The sequence below is a fragment of the Micromonospora sp. NPDC048907 genome (assembly GCF_055586885.1).
In genome coordinates this window covers 865,817-881,261 of the sequence record NZ_JBVJHI010000003.1, presented here as the reverse complement: position 1 = coordinate 881,261, position 15,445 = coordinate 865,817, and the positions used below count along the sequence as shown (strand labels likewise).

The 15,445-nt window shown below is 72.1% G+C and carries 13 protein-coding genes and 1 tRNA gene; 5 read left to right on the top strand and 9 right to left on the bottom strand.

All coding sequences use genetic code 11. From position 1 onward, the window contains the following. Complete coding sequence (locus ACZ6PY_RS13655; RefSeq protein ID WP_466071954.1) at positions 1–1,308, top strand: hypothetical protein; 1,308 nt, start codon at positions 1–3, stop codon at positions 1,306–1,308. Positions 1,309–1,627: 319 nt separating this feature from the next. On the opposite strand, the gene ACZ6PY_RS13650 is transcribed toward ACZ6PY_RS13655, so the two are convergent. Next, a complete protein-coding gene (locus tag ACZ6PY_RS13650) occupies positions 1,628–2,431 on the bottom strand; it encodes an alpha/beta fold hydrolase (RefSeq protein WP_466071952.1) in 804 nt (267 codons plus the stop codon). Between the two features lie 285 nt (positions 2,432–2,716). Between ACZ6PY_RS13650 and ACZ6PY_RS13645 the strand changes: the two genes are divergently transcribed. Then, positions 2,717–4,459 (top strand): bifunctional metallophosphatase/5'-nucleotidase, encoded by a 1,743-nt coding sequence (locus ACZ6PY_RS13645; RefSeq protein ID WP_466071950.1) that lies wholly within the window; start codon positions 2,717–2,719, stop codon positions 4,457–4,459. Between the two features lie 70 nt (positions 4,460–4,529). Here ACZ6PY_RS13645 and ACZ6PY_RS13640 read toward each other — a convergent pair whose 3' ends face one another. Further along, the gene (locus tag ACZ6PY_RS13640; protein WP_466071948.1) at positions 4,530–5,810 is read right to left on the bottom strand and encodes an MFS transporter; all 1,281 of its coding nucleotides are present in this window, start codon (positions 5,808–5,810) and stop codon (positions 4,530–4,532) included. 110 nt (positions 5,811–5,920) lie between these two features. Between ACZ6PY_RS13640 and ACZ6PY_RS13635 the strand changes: the two genes are divergently transcribed. Continuing rightward, positions 5,921–6,394, top strand: a complete 474-nt coding sequence (locus tag ACZ6PY_RS13635) for a hypothetical protein (RefSeq protein WP_466071947.1) — start codon at positions 5,921–5,923, stop codon at positions 6,392–6,394. Between the two features lie 16 nt (positions 6,395–6,410). Here ACZ6PY_RS13635 and ACZ6PY_RS13630 read toward each other — a convergent pair whose 3' ends face one another. The 3 genes from ACZ6PY_RS13630 to ACZ6PY_RS13620 form a co-directional block, all read right to left on the bottom strand. Then, complete coding sequence (locus ACZ6PY_RS13630; protein ID WP_466071945.1) at positions 6,411–7,520, bottom strand: calcium:cation antiporter; 1,110 nt, start codon at positions 7,518–7,520, stop codon at positions 6,411–6,413. Positions 7,521–7,699: 179 nt separating this feature from the next. Then, positions 7,700–7,776 (bottom strand) — tRNA-Pro (locus ACZ6PY_RS13625). A 76-nt stretch (positions 7,777–7,852) separates the two neighbouring features. After that, on the bottom strand, positions 7,853–8,746 hold the full coding sequence (locus tag ACZ6PY_RS13620) for a metallophosphoesterase (RefSeq protein ID WP_466071943.1): 894 nt from the start codon (positions 8,744–8,746) through the stop codon (positions 7,853–7,855). A 25-nt stretch (positions 8,747–8,771) separates the two neighbouring features. Here ACZ6PY_RS13620 and ACZ6PY_RS13615 point away from each other — a divergent pair, with 25 nt between their 5' ends. Then, positions 8,772–9,227 carry a GatB/YqeY domain-containing protein gene (locus tag ACZ6PY_RS13615; protein WP_466071941.1) on the top strand — a complete coding sequence of 152 codons (456 nt, stop codon included), beginning with the start codon at positions 8,772–8,774 and terminating at the stop codon, positions 9,225–9,227. 66 nt (positions 9,228–9,293) lie between these two features. Here the strand turns inward: ACZ6PY_RS13615 and ACZ6PY_RS13610 are convergent, their stop codons facing one another. Next, positions 9,294–11,744 carry a penicillin-binding protein gene (locus ACZ6PY_RS13610; protein WP_466071939.1) on the bottom strand — a complete coding sequence of 817 codons (2,451 nt, stop codon included), beginning with the start codon at positions 11,742–11,744 and terminating at the stop codon, positions 9,294–9,296. Positions 11,745–12,146: 402 nt separating this feature from the next. Here ACZ6PY_RS13610 and ACZ6PY_RS13605 point away from each other — a divergent pair, with 402 nt between their 5' ends. Further along, positions 12,147–12,467, top strand: coding sequence for a WhiB family transcriptional regulator (locus ACZ6PY_RS13605; protein WP_091266889.1), 321 nt, complete (start codon positions 12,147–12,149; stop codon positions 12,465–12,467). 25 nt (positions 12,468–12,492) lie between these two features. Here the strand turns inward: ACZ6PY_RS13605 and bagB are convergent, their stop codons facing one another. The 3 genes from bagB to ACZ6PY_RS13590 are packed head-to-tail and all read right to left on the bottom strand — an operon-like array spanning position 12,493 to position 15,281. Continuing rightward, positions 12,493–13,644 carry an ArsA family ATPase gene (gene bagB, locus ACZ6PY_RS13600; RefSeq protein WP_262282654.1) on the bottom strand — a complete coding sequence of 384 codons (1,152 nt, stop codon included), beginning with the start codon at positions 13,642–13,644 and terminating at the stop codon, positions 12,493–12,495. Positions 13,645–13,698: 54 nt separating this feature from the next. Continuing rightward, entirely contained in the window at positions 13,699–14,673 is a 975-nt protein-coding gene (gene bagA, locus ACZ6PY_RS13595) for an ATPase BagA (protein ID WP_466071937.1), read from the bottom strand. Positions 14,674–14,699: 26 nt separating this feature from the next. After that, positions 14,700–15,281 (bottom strand): Rv0361 family membrane protein, encoded by a 582-nt coding sequence (locus ACZ6PY_RS13590; protein ID WP_466071936.1) that lies wholly within the window; start codon positions 15,279–15,281, stop codon positions 14,700–14,702. Positions 15,282–15,445: the final 164 nt, after the last annotated feature.

Sequence of the window (15,445 nt, the reverse complement as noted above, 5' to 3'; positions counted from 1 at the left end):
ATGACCTGGGACGAGGAGCGTGCGAGCCGCGTCGTCCGTCGGACGTTGACCCGGGCGCACGTGCCACCCACCCGGGTGGACGTCGGTGCGGTGCTGCTCGCCGGACGCCGGGCGGAGCGTCGGCGTCGCCGGCTCACCGCCGGGCTGGCGGCGGTGGCGGTGCTGGCCGTGGGGCTCGGCTCGGCGATGGTCGTCGGCCGGAGTGGGCACGACCGCGGCCGGAGCGACGTCGCGGCACGCTCTCCCGAAATCCTGCCCACGCCCACGGTGGTGCCGGTCACCGTGAGCAACGCCGATGCCGCCGCCACCTGCGAATACGAGCAGTACCCGGTGCCGGCGGAGGCGTGGTTCCCGCGCGTGTACGCCGCCGACCCCACCGGCCGCTACCTGGCCGGGACCGCTGAGGTGAGCGACAGGGCGGTCGAGCAGGCGCGGCGCTCCTACCTCATCCTCTGGGACCGGGGCAGGCCCCGGCTCGTCGACATACCCTGGGCGACGAGCGGGGGCGAGGTGGTCGCCGTGAACGCGGCCGGCGTCGTGGTCGGCAGCAGCGAATCACGGGAGAACGGATCCCGCGTCCCGTGGGTCTACCGGGACGGGAAGCTGCGGAACCTGGCCCCACCGGCGGGGTTCGCGGAGGCCAGTCCTTCCGCCGTGAACGACCGCGGTGACATCCTCGGGATGACCGGCGGGGCCGGTCGCGGCAGCGCGCCGGTGATCTGGCCGGCGGACTCCGACGGGCCACCGAAGATGCTCGGTCAACCCGGGCCCGGCAGCCTCATCGGCTGGACCACCGACGACACGGTCGTCTGGATGGAGCGCGAATCGCCGACCGGGGACCTGACGGCGCCGGCGAAGATCCGTCTCCTCCGGGCCGATGGAAGCAGCGCGGTGCTGCCCGCTCCGGCCGGTTGGAGCCCGGGGAGCATGCGGTTCAACCAGCTCCCGGTGCGTGGTGACTGGGTGGCCGGCATCATCCCCGGCGACCAGCAGAAGTCTCCACCGGCGGTGCTGAACCTGCGTACCCGGCAGCTCGTCGTCTACCACGGCCTGGACACCCGGAATCACTTCACTACGGTCGTCGGCCCGGACGGGCGCCTGCTGGTCGGTGTGCCAGGTCAGGGCTGGAAACTGGTCGACCGGAACGGCGCCACACGGCCCGTTCCCCTGCCCGCCGGTGCGAATCCCGAGTACGGCCCGCAGCCGGTCCTGATCGACGATGCGGGAACGATCCACGGAGCGGTGCACCCGACCGAGCCTGTTGCGGGCCGCTACCAGGACGTGCCGACGGTCTGGCGCTGCCACTGAGGCCGGGCCTTGCGGCCGGATGCGACCGACGGAACGGCGGATGTCGGCCACCGATCGGTCGTGTTCGACTCCGCCGCGGATGTATTTACCGCCGGGAAGGTTGCGCGAGCAAGATTCTCCGCGTGACATGAAGGGGTCGTACGCGAGGCACCCGAGGGGGTCGGCTGCCTCGATCGACATCCGATCGTGGATCAGCAGGTGCCGCACCCTCCTGCTGGTCCGCCCCGCGCACGGCGCCGGCGCCCTGGTCCCTGGGAGCCGGCGCCGTGGGCGTAGGACGGGTCGCCCTCTCGATCCGCGGGGATCCGCGCGACCGGACTCAGCCCAGCAGGGCGTCGCGCAGCGCGGGGGCCAGCACCTCCGGCGGCACCTCGTGGAAGCCACCCGCCAGGCTGAGGTGGCTGGCACCGGGGATCGCCTCGGCGGTCGCCACCGCCGCGTCCCGCAGCCACGGCGGGCTGCCGGTGCTGTCCACCACCACGGTGGGGGCGGCGATCGCGGCGAGCCGGTCGGTGGGCAGGCCGGCGGGCCCGGTGACTGTCGTGTCGTAGGCCAGGGTATGCGCCAGCCCGGTCATCCACGCCCACACCGGGGCGTCGCGCATCCCACCGACCGCCTCCGGCGGCACCGCGACCGCCTCGGTCAGGAACAGCGCGACGGCGTCGTCGCGCCGGCCGGCCGAGACGAGTTCGCTCAACCGCTCGGCCAGCCCGGGCTTGGGGCCACCGTGCGGGCCGGCCTGGAACGGCGGCTCGAAGAGCGCCAGCCCGGCGACCCCCACCCCCTCGGCCGCCACGTACGCGGCGAGGATCGCGCCGGACGAGAGGCCGTAGAGGTGGGCGGCGCCGCCCGCCCGGTCGATCAGGGCCGCCACGTCCTCGATCTCGCGCTGCACCGCGTACGGCGCGGTGTCACCGCTGTCGCCGCGACCCCGGCGGTCGTAGCCGTACACGGTGAAGTCGGCGCTGAGCGCGGCGGCCAGCGCGCGGGTGGTGCTCCGGTCGTTGAAAGCTCCCCCGACCAGGATGATCGGCGGGCCGTCGCCGGCCGTCTCGTAGGCGATCGTGGTGCCGTCCGCGGAGCGCACCGAGTCCACCGTCCAGGTGGTGCCGTTCGACGTCATGGCTACCTTCCTACTGCACACCGCCGACAGCGGAGAGTCGTGAAGGATTTCACCTGCCCGTCATGTCCGACTCGTCGGGCAGACCGGTACAGGTCGCCGTCCATATTCACCATTCCGCCGTGCTCTCCGGTCGACCTCCCGGCCGGTGGATGAGAAGCTTGCCCCCGGCGGGGCGGTGTCCCCCGACTGCCGCCTTCCGCGATCGACCCCTGTCACGGCACGGTCAGGGTCACCCGGGCGAACCATCGTCCGGACACCACGCGCCGGTATCTCACGAGGAGTTCCATGTCCGTCCCCGGGATGCGCCGCCGGGCCGCCGTCGGCCTGGCCGCACTCGCCGCCACCGCGTTCACCGCGGTCGCCGTACACCCCGACCAGGCCTCGGCCCGCCCGAAGCCGATCGACGTCAAGCTGCTCGCCATCAACGACTTCCACGGCAACCTGGAACCGCCGACCGGTTCCAGCGGCACCATCGACGGGAAGACCGCCGGTGGCGCGGAATACCTGGCCACCCAGCTGAACATGCTGCGGGGCACCACGAAGAAGGAGCGGGAGCACACCGTCACGGTCGCCGCGGGCGACCTGATCGGCGCCTCCCCGCTGCTCTCCGCCGCCTTCCACGACGAGCCCACCATCGAGGAGATGAACCTCGCCGGGCTCGAGTTCACCAGCGTCGGCAACCACGAGTTCGACGAGGGCGCCACCGAGCTGCTCCGGATGCAGAACGGCGGCTGCCACCCGGTCGACGGCTGCGCCGACGGCACCCCGTTCAAGGGCGCCGACTTCCAGTACCTCTCGGCGAACGCCTTCAAGACCGCCACCGGCCAGCCGCTGCTGCCGCCGTACGGCATCAAGAAGATCGACGGCGTCAAGATCGGCTTCATCGGGATGACCCTGGAGGGCACCCCGCAGATCGTCAGCCAGCAGGGCGTCGCCGGGCTGTCCTTCGCAGACGAGGCGGACACCGCCAACAAGTACGCCCGCATCCTGCGCAAGCAGGGCGTGGAGGCCATCGTCGTGCTGCTGCACGAGGGCGGCGTGCAGAACGGCGGCGGGATCAACGACTGCACCGGGTTCAGCGGCCCGATCGTCGACATCGCCAACCGGATGGACCCGTCCATCGACGTGATCGTCAGCGGGCACACCCACGCCGCGTACAACTGCAACATCAACGGCAAGCTGGTCACCAGCGCCAGCTCCTTCGGCCGCCTGGTCACCGACATCGACCTGAAGATCGACCGGCGGAGCCGGGACATCGTCAGCGCCTCGGCGAACAACGTCGTGGTCACCCGGGACGTCCCGAAGGACCCGGCCAGCACCGAGCTGATCAACCGGTACAAGACCGCGCTCGGCCCGGTGGCCGACAAGGTGGTCGGCGAGACCACCGGCGTGCTCACCAAGACCCAGGAGAACCTGTACCAGACCGGGGTCGACGCCAACGGCAAGCCGACGTACCAGACCGGTGAGTCGCCGCTGGGCAACGTCATCGCCGACGCCCAGCTCGCGGCCACCGACAACGAGCAGAACGCGGTCGCCGCGTTCATGAACCCCGGTGGTGTCCGCGCCGACCTCGACGCCGGCCCGGTCACCTACGCCGAGGCGTTCACCGTCCAGCCGTTCGCCAACAACCTGGTGACCCTGGACCTGACCGGCGCGCAGCTCTACTGCCTGCTGGAGCAGCAGTTCACCACGGCCAAGGTGCTGTACGCGTCCTCGACCGTGCACTACGTCGTCGACGTCAACGGCACCACCGCGCCGGCCGCGTCGCCGTGCACCGGCACCCGCGTGGTCCGGGGCAGCCTCACCATCAACGGCACCCCGGTGAGCGACACCGCGACCTACCGGGTCACGGTGAACAACTTCCTCGCCGGCGGTGGCGACGGCTTCAGCGTCCTCACCGGTGGCACGAACGCCGTCACCGGTCTGATCGACCTGGACGCCTTCACCGCGTACCTGACCGAGAAGTCGCCGGTCTCCGCGCCGGCGCTGGACCGGATCCAGACCACCGCGGAGGTTCCGGCCGCCTGACCGCCGACCTGCACGACGGACGGGCCCCGGAGCATCCGCTCCGGGGCCCGTTCCGTGTGCCGCGAGAGGCTCAGGCGTGCGCGGGCGCCGGCTCCCGGACGGCGGCCGCGACGCGACCGTCCTGGGCGCCGGTGAGCAGCCGGCGCAGGGACAGGGCCAGCACCGAGGCGGTGAGGCACCCGCCCACCACGAACGCCACCCAGAGCCGGCCGTGCGCCGCGCCGAGCAGCGGACCCGCGGTGACCGGGCCGATGACGCCGCTGATCCCGAAGATCATCGAGCTCATGGCGTTGTACCGGCCGCGCAGCTCGTCGGTGGCGAGCGCGTTGGTCAGCGCCGGCATCACCGGCGACAGCATCGTCTCGCCGAACCCGAAGATCGCCGAGCAGGCCACCACGCCGAGCGCCGCGAGCAGCGCGTTGCCCGTGCCGACCAGGCCGGCCGCGCCGAGGACCAGCCAGGCGGTCGCGAAGACCGCGCCCACCGCGGCGAGCGCGCCCGTCCGGCTCCGGCCCTCCATCCGGCGGATCACCAGCAGCTGGGAGAGCACGATCATCACGGTGTTGGCGGCGAGCGCCCACGCCACCACCCGGGGGGACACCTCCACCACCCGCACCGAGTACGCGGCGAAGCCCACCTCGATCTGGGCGTAGCCGCAGGTGGTGAGGACCAGGCCGAAGATGACCAGCCGGCGGAACGGCCGGTCCCGCAGCACGGCCAGGTAGCCCCCGGCCCCCGGTGCGGCGTCCGCCGCCCGCTCCTGGGCCAGGCGGTGACCGACGTGCGGCAGGGTCAGCAGGATCAGGGCCGGCATCAGGTAGCTGATCGCGTCCAGCACGTAGATCGCCTGGAAGGTGACCGGCCGGGCCACGTCGACCACCGCGCCGGAGATCAGGCCACCCACGCCGATGCCCAGGTTGAGCAGGGCGAAGTTCAACCCGAACACCCGCTGCCGCTCGCCGTCGCCGGTGAGCGAGGCGAGGATCGTGTTCTGACCCGACCAGATCGCCGAGCTGCCCACCGCGATCAGCGTCATCACGCCGAACGCCGACGCGGTCGAGTCGACAAGCGCCAGCGAGCCCGTGCCGATCGCCTCGACGGCCAGGCAGGGCAGCACCACCCGGCGCGCGCCGAACCGGTCGATCAATGTGCCGCCCAACGGCGACAGCGCCAGCGTCACGGCGCCGAACCAGCCGATCACCAGGCCGGCGCGGGCGTCGCTCAGCCCGCGGACGTCGGTGAGGTAGATGAAGAGGAAGGGCAGGGTGAGGCCGCGCCCGACGGCCGACAGCAGGGTGCCGATGAGGAGGCGGCGGGCTTCGGGACGGGCGGGCAGGGCGCGGCGCAGCATGGCTGCATTCTTGGTGGCGGGTACGACGACCCGCGACCCGATTAGCGCCGGTTACGCGCTCGGCAGAGCCGGCGGGTGAGCAAATTAACGCCGTCTGCCATGCTGGCGCGGTGACCACCACCTGGCGCCACCTGCCCGCCCCGGCCCGCGAGATCGCGCAGGCCGCCACCGAGGCGGTCGGCGCGGCGCAGGCCCGGGACGACGAGGCGTACGAGGCGGCGGTCGAGCGGCTCGCCGGCGCCGACCGGGCCGGGCTGGTGCTCGGCGGCGTGGTCCGGCTGCTGCTGGAGGAGAGCCACCCGGACGGGCTGGACGGCGACGACGTCCGTCAGGTGCTGGAGCGGTGCGTCCGGTTCACCGCGGCATGGCGGCCCGACGTCGACCCGCACGTGCTCCTCGTGCTGCTGGCGAGCGCGCTCGGCGTCTACGACCCGGGAGACGACGACGCGCCGCCGGATCCGGCCGCGATCGCCCGGCACGCCCCACTGCTCGTCGCCGACCTGCTGGCGGCCACCGGCCGGCCTCTGGCCGACTACCTGACGGCGGCGTTCGCCGAGGTCGCCCGCACCGAACTGCACGACTGACCACCGCCGCTGCGGGTCACGGGCTGGCGGCGAGGAAGACGAACGCGGCGAGCAGCACCAGGTGCACCCCGCCCTGGAGGACTGTCGCGCGCCCCGGCACCACGGTGAGGACGCCGGTCACCGCGGTCAGCGCGAGCAGCGTCATCTGCGTGCCGCCCAGGCCCAGCAGCAGCGGGCCCTCCAACCAGATCGAGGCCAGCGCTATGGCCGGGATGGTCAGGCCGATGCTGGCCATGGCCGAACCGAGCGCGAGGTTGAGGCTGATCTGCACCCGGTCCCGGCGGGCCGCCCGGGCGGCGGCGAGGGTCTCCGGCAGCAGCACCAGCAGAGCGATGATCACGCCGACGAACGCCTGCGGCAGGTTCGCCGCCTCGACGCCCGCCTCGATCGCCGGGGAGATGGTCTTCGCGTCGCCGACCACCGCGACCAGCGCCACCACCAGCAGCACCAGGCTGGCCAGGGCGGTACGCGTCGACGGCGGGTCGGCGTGCCCGTCGCCGTCGGCGTCCTCGGGAATGATGCTGCCCTCCTGCGTCACCGGCAGGAAGTAGTCGCGGTGCCGGCCGGTCTGCACCATCACGAACAGGCCGTACAGCGCGAGCGAGGCGACCGCCGCGAAGGCGAGCTGCGCGGGGGAGAACTGCGGCCCGGGCCGGCTGGTGAAGGTCGGCACCACGAGGCTGAGGGTGGCGAGCGTGGCCACGGTGGCCAGTGCCCCACCCGTCCCCTCCGGGTTGAACACCGCCACCCGGCGGCGCAGCGCGCCCAGCAGCAGGGACAGGCCGAGTATCCCGTTGCAGGTGATCATCACGGCGGCGAAGACCGTGTCCCGGGCCAGCGCCTGCGTCTTGTCACCGCCGCTGATCATCAGCGTGACGATCAGCCCGACCTCGATCACGGTGACCGCCACCGCGAGCACCAGCGAGCCGAGCGGCTCGCCCACCTTGTGCGCCACCACCTCGGCGTGGTGCACGGCCGCCAGCACGGCCCCCGCCAGCAGCGCGGACACCACCACGATCAGTGGGCCGGGCAACTCCCGGCCCCAGGTGGCCACGAGCACCAGGACCGCGATCAGGGGTGTGAGGGTGGTCCAATCGGTCAGGCGGGATCGGATCATGGCGGCCATGACATCAACCTTGCCAGGAAGATGGATCAACTGCCCGTGGCGGGACGCTTGCGATCCGCCGCCGGATCGGCTACGAGACCATGCCGGACCCGTGAGGCCCACCACAGCCCGTCGTGCGGCGGGTCCGCGAAAGCGAGGAGGCCGCACCCGGTGGAACCGGATGCGGCCTCTTCTACCTCTGGTCGGGGTGGCCGGATTCGAACCGACGACCTCTTCGTCCCGAACGAAGCGCGCTACCAAGCTGCGCCACACCCCGAGGCGTGCCGACAAATAGTAGCCCACCCGCTCCGATGGTCAAACTCCGTACCCCCCGCCCCCGGGACGCGGGTCGGTCAGCGGGGGATCAGCGTGAGGATGGTCGCCTCCGGGGGGCAGGCGAAGCGCACCGGCGCCGTCGGGTGGGTGCCCAGGCCGGCCGAGACGTGCAGCCAGGAGTCCGAACCGGGCCAGCGGTGCAGCCCGCGCGCCATCGACCGGGGCAGCCCGCAGTTGGTGACCAGCGCGCCGTAGCCGGGCACGCAGACCTGTCCACCGTGGGTGTGCCCGGCGAGCAGGAGCCCGAAGCCGTCGGCGGCCATCCGGTCCAGCACGGCCGGCTCCGGGGAGTGGGCCAGGGCGATGGAGAGCGCCGCGCCGGCGCTGACCGGTCCGGCGACGGCCGACCAGTCGTCCCGCTCGATGTGCGGGTCGTCCACGCCGGCCAGCTCGATCTCCCGGCCGCCGGCCTTCAGGGTGGTCCGCGCGTTGTTGAGGTCCACCCAGCCGGCACCGGTGAAGACGTCGCGGAGCTCCTCGTACGGCAGCGGCACACCCTCGGTGTACTCCCGGTCGGGCAGGAAGTAGGTGAACGGGTTCTTCAGGACCGGCCCGGTGTAGTCGTTGGAGCCGAAGACGAAGGCGCCGGGCAGGTCGAGCAGCGGTTGCAGGGCGCGCAGCACGCCCGGCACCGCGTCCGGGTGGGCCATGTTGTCCCCGGTGACCACCACGAGATCGGGGTCGAGGGCGGCCAGCGAGGCCACCCAGTCCTGCTTGCGCCGCTGGTCGGGCATCATGTGCAGGTCCGACAGGTGCAGTACGCGCAGCGGCTCGGCGTCGGTCGGGAGCACCGGTACGTCGTACCGGCGCAGGGTGAACATGTTGCGCTCGATGAGCGACGCGTACGCCAGGGTGGCCGCCCCGGCGGCGATGGTGCCGGCCGCGAGCCGGAATAGTGTGCGCTTTCGCATGGCGTTCAGGGTAGTTTGACCGTCCATGAGCACGCTGAAGGACCGCCTCACCGCCGACATGCGCGCCGCCCTCAAGGCGCGCGACGAGCTGACCACCTCCACGCTGCGGATGGCCCTCGCGGCCGTCGGCAACGCCGAGGTCGCCGGCAGGGAGAAGCGCGAGCTGAGCGACGACGAGGTGCTCGCGGTGCTGACCAAGGAGGCGAAGAAGCGCCGCGAGGCGGCGACCGCCTTCGCCGACGCGGGCCGCGCGGAGCAGGCCGGCAAGGAGACCGCCGAGGGCGAGGTGCTGGAGCGCTACCTGCCGAAGCAGCTCTCCGACGAGGAGTTGGCCGAGCTGGTCTCGGGGGCGCTCGCCGCGGGCGGCTTCACCGGCAAGGCGCAGATGGGCCCGGCCATGAAGGCGGCCCAGGCCGCGGTGGCGGGCCGGGCCGAGGGTGGCCGGGTCGCCGCGGAGGTACGCCGCCAGCTCGGTCTCTGACCGCACCCCTCGACGACGAAGCGGGCGGGCACCCGGTGGGGTGCCCGCCCGCTGGCGTTGCTCGGGTCAGCCGCGCGGCCGGCCGGGGCGGCCCTGGTTCGGTGGCGGCGGGACCACCGGCCCGCCGGGCCCGGTGCCGGTGCCGGGCTTCGGCTGACCGCCGCCGGCGCTGACCTCGATGGTCACCACACCGCCCTTGATGGTGCGCCCGTCCGGGCTGGTGCCGGCCGCGGTGTCCACCGGGCACTCCGACGGGGTCTTCTGGCTGGCGACCACCGGCTCGAAGCCGGCGCCGCGCAGCCGCGACTTGGCGGTGTCGATGGACTCGCACTTCACCCCGGGAATGGCGCGCTGGTCACCCTCGATGATCTTCCCGCTCGGCGGGGTGAAGTCGATCCGCTCCTTGCCCTTCATGGCGTCGCGCAGCGTCTGGTAGACCGCCGGGTTGATGCCCCACGGCACCTCGTTGTGCTTCATCCGCTGGTTGGTCTGCGGCCAGTCCGGGTCCGCCTCGATGCCGGCCACCGCGTACTGCTTGGTCATCGCGACCAGGGCGGAGGTCTTGTCCCCGTCGGTGGTGCCGGACTTGCCGGCCACCGGAGCGTTGACGATGCCGCGGACGTTGCCCGCGGTGCCGTTCCTGCACTTCGAGGTCGAGGAGTGGTCACCCACCGGGCAGCGCGCGGCGTCCACGGCGGCCCGGGCCACCTGCGTGCTGATCCGCTGCTCGCAGTGCGGGTTGGCGATGTCCAGCTTCTCGCCGTCCGGGCCGCGGATCTCCTGCACCGGGATCGGCTCGCAGTATTTCCCGTCGGCCGCCAGGGTGGCGTACGCGTTGGCCAGTTCCAGGGGAGTGGTCTGCGAGACGCCCAGGGTGAACGCGCCCCACTGGTGCGCGGCGTCCTTGTCGGCGGCGAACTTGGCGTCGTTGGAGGCGCGGAAGGTGATGCCCAGCTTCTCGGCGGCCTTCACCACGTTCTCCGCGCCGACCCGCTGCTGGAGCTCGACGAAGAAGGTGTTGACCGAGGCGCCGAAGGCGCTCCAGATGTTGTGCACGCCCGCCATCGACTTCCCGGCGTTCTCCGGGCAGTAGAAGTGCGTGCCCTTGCAGGCGGCCGGGTTGCCCGAGTCGATGATGTATTCCGACTTGAACTGGTGCTGGGCGTTGATGGTGTAGCTGAGCGGGTAGCCCTTCTCCAGAGCCGCCACCACGGTGAAGATCTTGAAGGTCGAGCCGGCCTGGTAGCCGGTGATGCCGCCGCCGCCGGTGACCAGGGGGTTGACCGTGTTCGGGCGGTTGCCCCGGATGTTCTTCCTGGCCTTCTTCGGGTCGCTGGAAATCTTGTTCTGCGGGTGGTCCGGGTCGTCGAGCTTGAAGTTCCGGTTGACCGCGATGGCGCGGACCCGCCCGGTGCCCGGCTCGATGGCGGCGACCATCCGGGCGGCCGTGCTGCTCTCGCTCAGCTGGTTGCGGACCGCCTTGTCGGCGCCCTTCTGCGCCTGCACGTCGAGGGAGGTGGTGATGGTGTAGCCACCGCTCTTCAGCCGCCGCTCCCGGTCGTACGAGGTGGAGCCGAAGGTCTCCTGCTGGAGCCACCAGCGGTAGAAGTAGTCGCAGAAGAAGCCCCAGGACCGGGTGTTGGTGGCGACGCAGCCGTTCGGGGTGCGCTTCTTCGCCACCGTGAGCTTGATCTGCTTGGCCTGGTCGGCCTGCTCCTTCGTGATGGCGCCGATCTGCACCATGTTGTCGATGACGTAGTTGCGCCGGTCCACCGCGTCCGGGTAGCCGGCCGGGGTGGTGGGGTCGAACGAGGTCGGCGCCTTCACCAGGCCGGCGAGCAACGCCGACTCCTGGATGTCGAGCTTGCTCGGTGGCTTGTTGAAGTAGACCTGGCTGGCGGCGTAGATGCCGTACGCGCCGTTGCCGAAGGCGGCGATGTTCAGGTAGCGCTCCAGGATCTCGTCCTTGGAGAGCTCCTTGTCGATCTGGAGCGCGTAGCGCATCTCGCGCAGCTTGCGGGCGCTGGTGTCCTCGGTCGCGGCCACCACGTCGGCCGGGTGCGTCGCCGAGTAGGAGATGGCGAGCCGGACGTACTGCATGGTGAGCGTCGAGGCGCCCTGCCGCGAGTTCGTCCCGGACTGGTTGTTGACGAACGCCCGGGCCACACCGTTGAGGTCCACGCCGTTGTGCTTGTAGAAGTCGTGGTCCTCGGCCGCGATGATGGCCTTCTGCATGAGCGGCGAGATGTCCTTGAGCTTCACGTCGCGCCGGTTCTCGTCGTACATCGTGGCCAGCGGCGTCTTGCCGTCGGAGGCCAGCAGGTAGGTGATCTGCGGGGCCCGGGCCACCGTCAGTTCGGTGGGGAGCGCGCCGAAGGTCTCGGCTCCGGCCTTCGCGGCCAGTCCGGACATCGCCACCGCGGGGAAGGCCGCTGCAGCGACCACCACGCCGGCCAACAGGCCACAGATGAGTAGCGATGCGGCGTTGGTCAGCACGTTGTGGTCACGTTTCCGCATCCAGGTCACCTCGACAGGGTACGCGAGTAGGGAACGAGGGGCGCGCGGGGAAGTTTCCCCATTTCCTGCGCGCGCCGGCCTCGTTGTGCTAAACGCACGAACCCCGGTGGGTGGTTGCGTGAAACCTGGCAGAAGTCTCCTCCGAACGGAGGAGTGGCGCAGCGTTTTCACCTACTCGGGCGGGGTAGACGGCGGGCGAAGGCCCGGGAAGCCGGGAGTGTCCGGAATGATGGATTTCGCCGACAACGTTGCGTAATCAGGCGACTACACAGCATGATGGTGGCGGCGACAGCAGCCACACGTCGTCCGCGCCGCCCTGGGGAGGCCGGCCCGGACGACCGGGGGGAATTCGACGGCTGGTCGCGCGAAGTCGGTAGGTACTGCAAGGGGGGACGTGTACAGATGGGCATGATCACTGACTGGCCGTCACTGGCGGCGTGTCAGAACGGGGACCCGGACGCGTTGTTCGTACAGGGCGCCGAACAGAACGTGGCGAAAAGGATCTGCCGGAGCTGCCCAGTTCGGTACGAGTGCCTGGCCGACGCGCTCGACAACCGGATCGAGTTCGGTGTGTGGGGTGGCATGACCGAACGCGAGCGCCGGGCGCTGCTGCGGCGCCATCCGCAGGTCACCAGCTGGCGCAAGATGTTCGAGGCGGCCATGAAGAAGAACGCCAAGGAGAAGGCCGGTCGGGACAAGGTCCTCGTGACCACGGCCAACTGACCGACGCGCCGGTCGGTCGCGCCGCTCAGTGCCGGCTGATCGCCTCGCCGATCGTCCGCAGCCCGTCGACGTCGTGCACGTCGGCGGGCTGCGCCGTCACCGACACCGCCGGCACCGCCGGGAACGCCTCGGTGAACCGGGCCGCCACCCGCTCCTCGCGGGCCGCCTGCTCGGCCAGCGTGGCGTGCGCCCGCAGCACCTCGGCGGTGCGCTCGTGCTCGCCCGCCCCCGCCAGCCGCTCCGCCGCGGCCAGACTGTCCGCCGCGGACAGGTCCGGCACCGCCGGCCGGTGCACCCGGTTGAGCACCAGGCCGGCGAGCGGCATCCGCTCGGCGCCCAGCCGGCCCGCGAAGTAGGCGGCCTCGCGGACCGCGTCCGGTTCCGGTGCCGCGACCAGCAGGAACGCCGTCTCGCGGGCCTGGAGGATGCGGTACGTCTGCTCGGCCCGCTGCCGGAACCCGCCGAACATCGAGTCCAGCGCGGCGACGAAGCCGGACAGGTCGGTGAGCAACTGCGCGCCGATCACCTTCTGCACCACCTTCGAGAACATCCCGAAGCTGGCCGTCACCAGGCTGAACATGCTCCGCCCGCCGCTGCGGGCCGGGGCCAGCAGCAGCCGCAGCATGCGCCCGTCCAGGAAGCGGGAGAGCCGGGCCGGCGCGTCCAGGAAGTCGAGCGCCGAGCGCGACGGCGGGGTGTCCACCACGATGAGGTCCCACTCGCCCCGGGCGTGCAGCTGACCCAGCTTCTCCATCGCCATGTATTCCTGCGTGCCCGCGAACGTCGAGCTCATGGCCTGGTAGAAGGGGTTGGCGAAGATCTCCGCCGCCTTCGCCGGGTCGGTGTGCTGGAGCACCACGTCGTCGAAGGTGCGCTTCATGTCGAGCATCATGGCGTGCAACTGGCCGCCGCTGGACTCGACATCGATCCCCTTGACCTGGCGTGGGGTGTTGTCCAGCTCGGTCAGGCCGAGCGACTGGGCCAGCCGGCGGGCCGGGTCGATGGTGAGCACCACCGTCCGCCGGCCGTGCTGTTCGGCGGCCCGCAGCGCCAGGGCCGCCGCGGTGGTCGTCTTGCCCACCCCGCCCGCCCCGCAGCAGACCACGATCCGCACGCCCGGATCGGCGAGGATCTGGTCGACGTCCAGCGGTGGCGCCGCGTCTTCGGAAGGCACCAATCGAGCGTATCGGTCCCGAGGGTCTCTCTGCTCCGTGCCGGCCGCAGGTGTGAGTCAATCCGCCCGGACGAGCGTCTCGGCCAGCGTCTCCAGCCCCGCCCGGTCGACCCCGGCGGGCAGCAGCGGCAGCTCGGTCAGGGGCAGGCCCAGCTCCACCAGGTCGCCGCGAAGCGAATCCTCCAGCTCCCGGCGTACCTGCTGGTCACGGGCCTCAGCGGCGAGGCCGGCCACGGTCCGGGCGTCGGTCGGCAGGCCGGCGGCGGCCAGCCCGCGCTTGAGCTCGGCGGAGGTCACCGGGCGGTCGGCCGGCACCGGGGGTCGGGCCCCGTTGACGATCACCCGGCCGACCGGGAAGCCGAGCTTGGTCAGCTCGGCGATCGCGTCGACGGTCTCCTGGACCGGCATCTCCTCCAGCAGCGTGACCACGTGCACCGCGGTCATCGGCGACCGGAGCAGCGCCGAGACCCCCTCGCTCTGGGTCTTGATCGGGCCCACCTTGGCCAGCCGGGCGGTCTCCGCGGTGACGTTGAGGAAGCGGCCGATCCGCCCGGTCGGCGGCGCGTCCAGCACCACCGCGTCGTACGCCCGGCGCTGCCCGCTGGTCCGGGTGGTCGCCTCCTTGACCTTGCCGGTGAGCAGCACGTCCCGCAGGCCCGGTGCGATGGTGGTGGCGAAGTCGATGGCGCCCAGCTTGCGCAGCGCGCGGCCGGCCGCGCCGAGCTTGTAGAACATGTCCAGGTACTCGAGGAGCGCCTCCTCGGCGTCGACCGCCAGGGCACGCACCTCACCGCCGCCCGGCGCGTCGGTCAGGTGCCGCTCCTCGTACGGCAGCGGGTCGGTGCCGAACAGCTGGGCGATGCCCTGCCGCCCCTCCACCTCGACCAGCAGGGTGCGCCGGCCGCCGGCGGCCAGCCCGAGGGCCAGCGCCGCCGCGACGCTGGTCTTGCCCGTGCCGCCCTTGCCGGTCACCACGTGCAGGCGGGCCGGCCATCTGCCGGCGGACTCGGCCGGCTGCTCAGTCGCTGCCACCCGTCGAGCCTATCCAGCCGTCGCGGTCAGGCGACCTCGCAGACCCACCAACCCGTCTTCCGCACCACCGTGAAGCGCAGTTCCTGGTCGGCCGTCTTCTCGTCGGCGGTGGTCATGGTGACCCTGGTGCTGACCGTGGCCCGGTCCCCGGTCTGGTTGTCCACCTTCGGGGTGGTCCAGCGGAACCGCGCGTTCTGGTACTGCCCGGCGTACTTCCGCACTTCGGCGACCTTGGCGGCGATCTTCTCGTCGTCGCGCGACGCCGAGCAGACGAAGGTGGCCGCCGCACGGGCGTCCCGGTCCTTGTAGACCGCGGTGAGGAAGCCGTCCACGGCGACGGCCGGCTCCTTGGCGCCCTGGCCGTCCTCGGCCTCGCGCAGGGTGAGGAACGCGGCCGTGCCGCCACCGCCGCAGAGCAGGACCGCCGCGGCCAGCACGATCGAGGCGATCAGCAGGCCGCGCCGCTTCCTCGGGGCCGCCGGCTGCGGGTACGCCGGGTAGCCGGGCGTGGACGGGTCGCCGGGGGCCGGCGTGGCGCCGGCGGGCGGCTCCTGGTGGGCGGGACCTCCGGGCGAACCGGCGGCGCCACCGATGGGCGGTTGGGTCATGTCGTTCCCCCGGGGTGCGGCGCGCCGACGCCGCCCCAGGCGACGGACACGTGATCGAGCGTGGCGGGCGAGCGCGGGCACTCGTCCAGACCGGAAGGGTAGCGGTCGGCGGACGGCTTGCCAGCCCCGCGTACGCCAACGCCACGCCGGCGCCGGACGTGAGC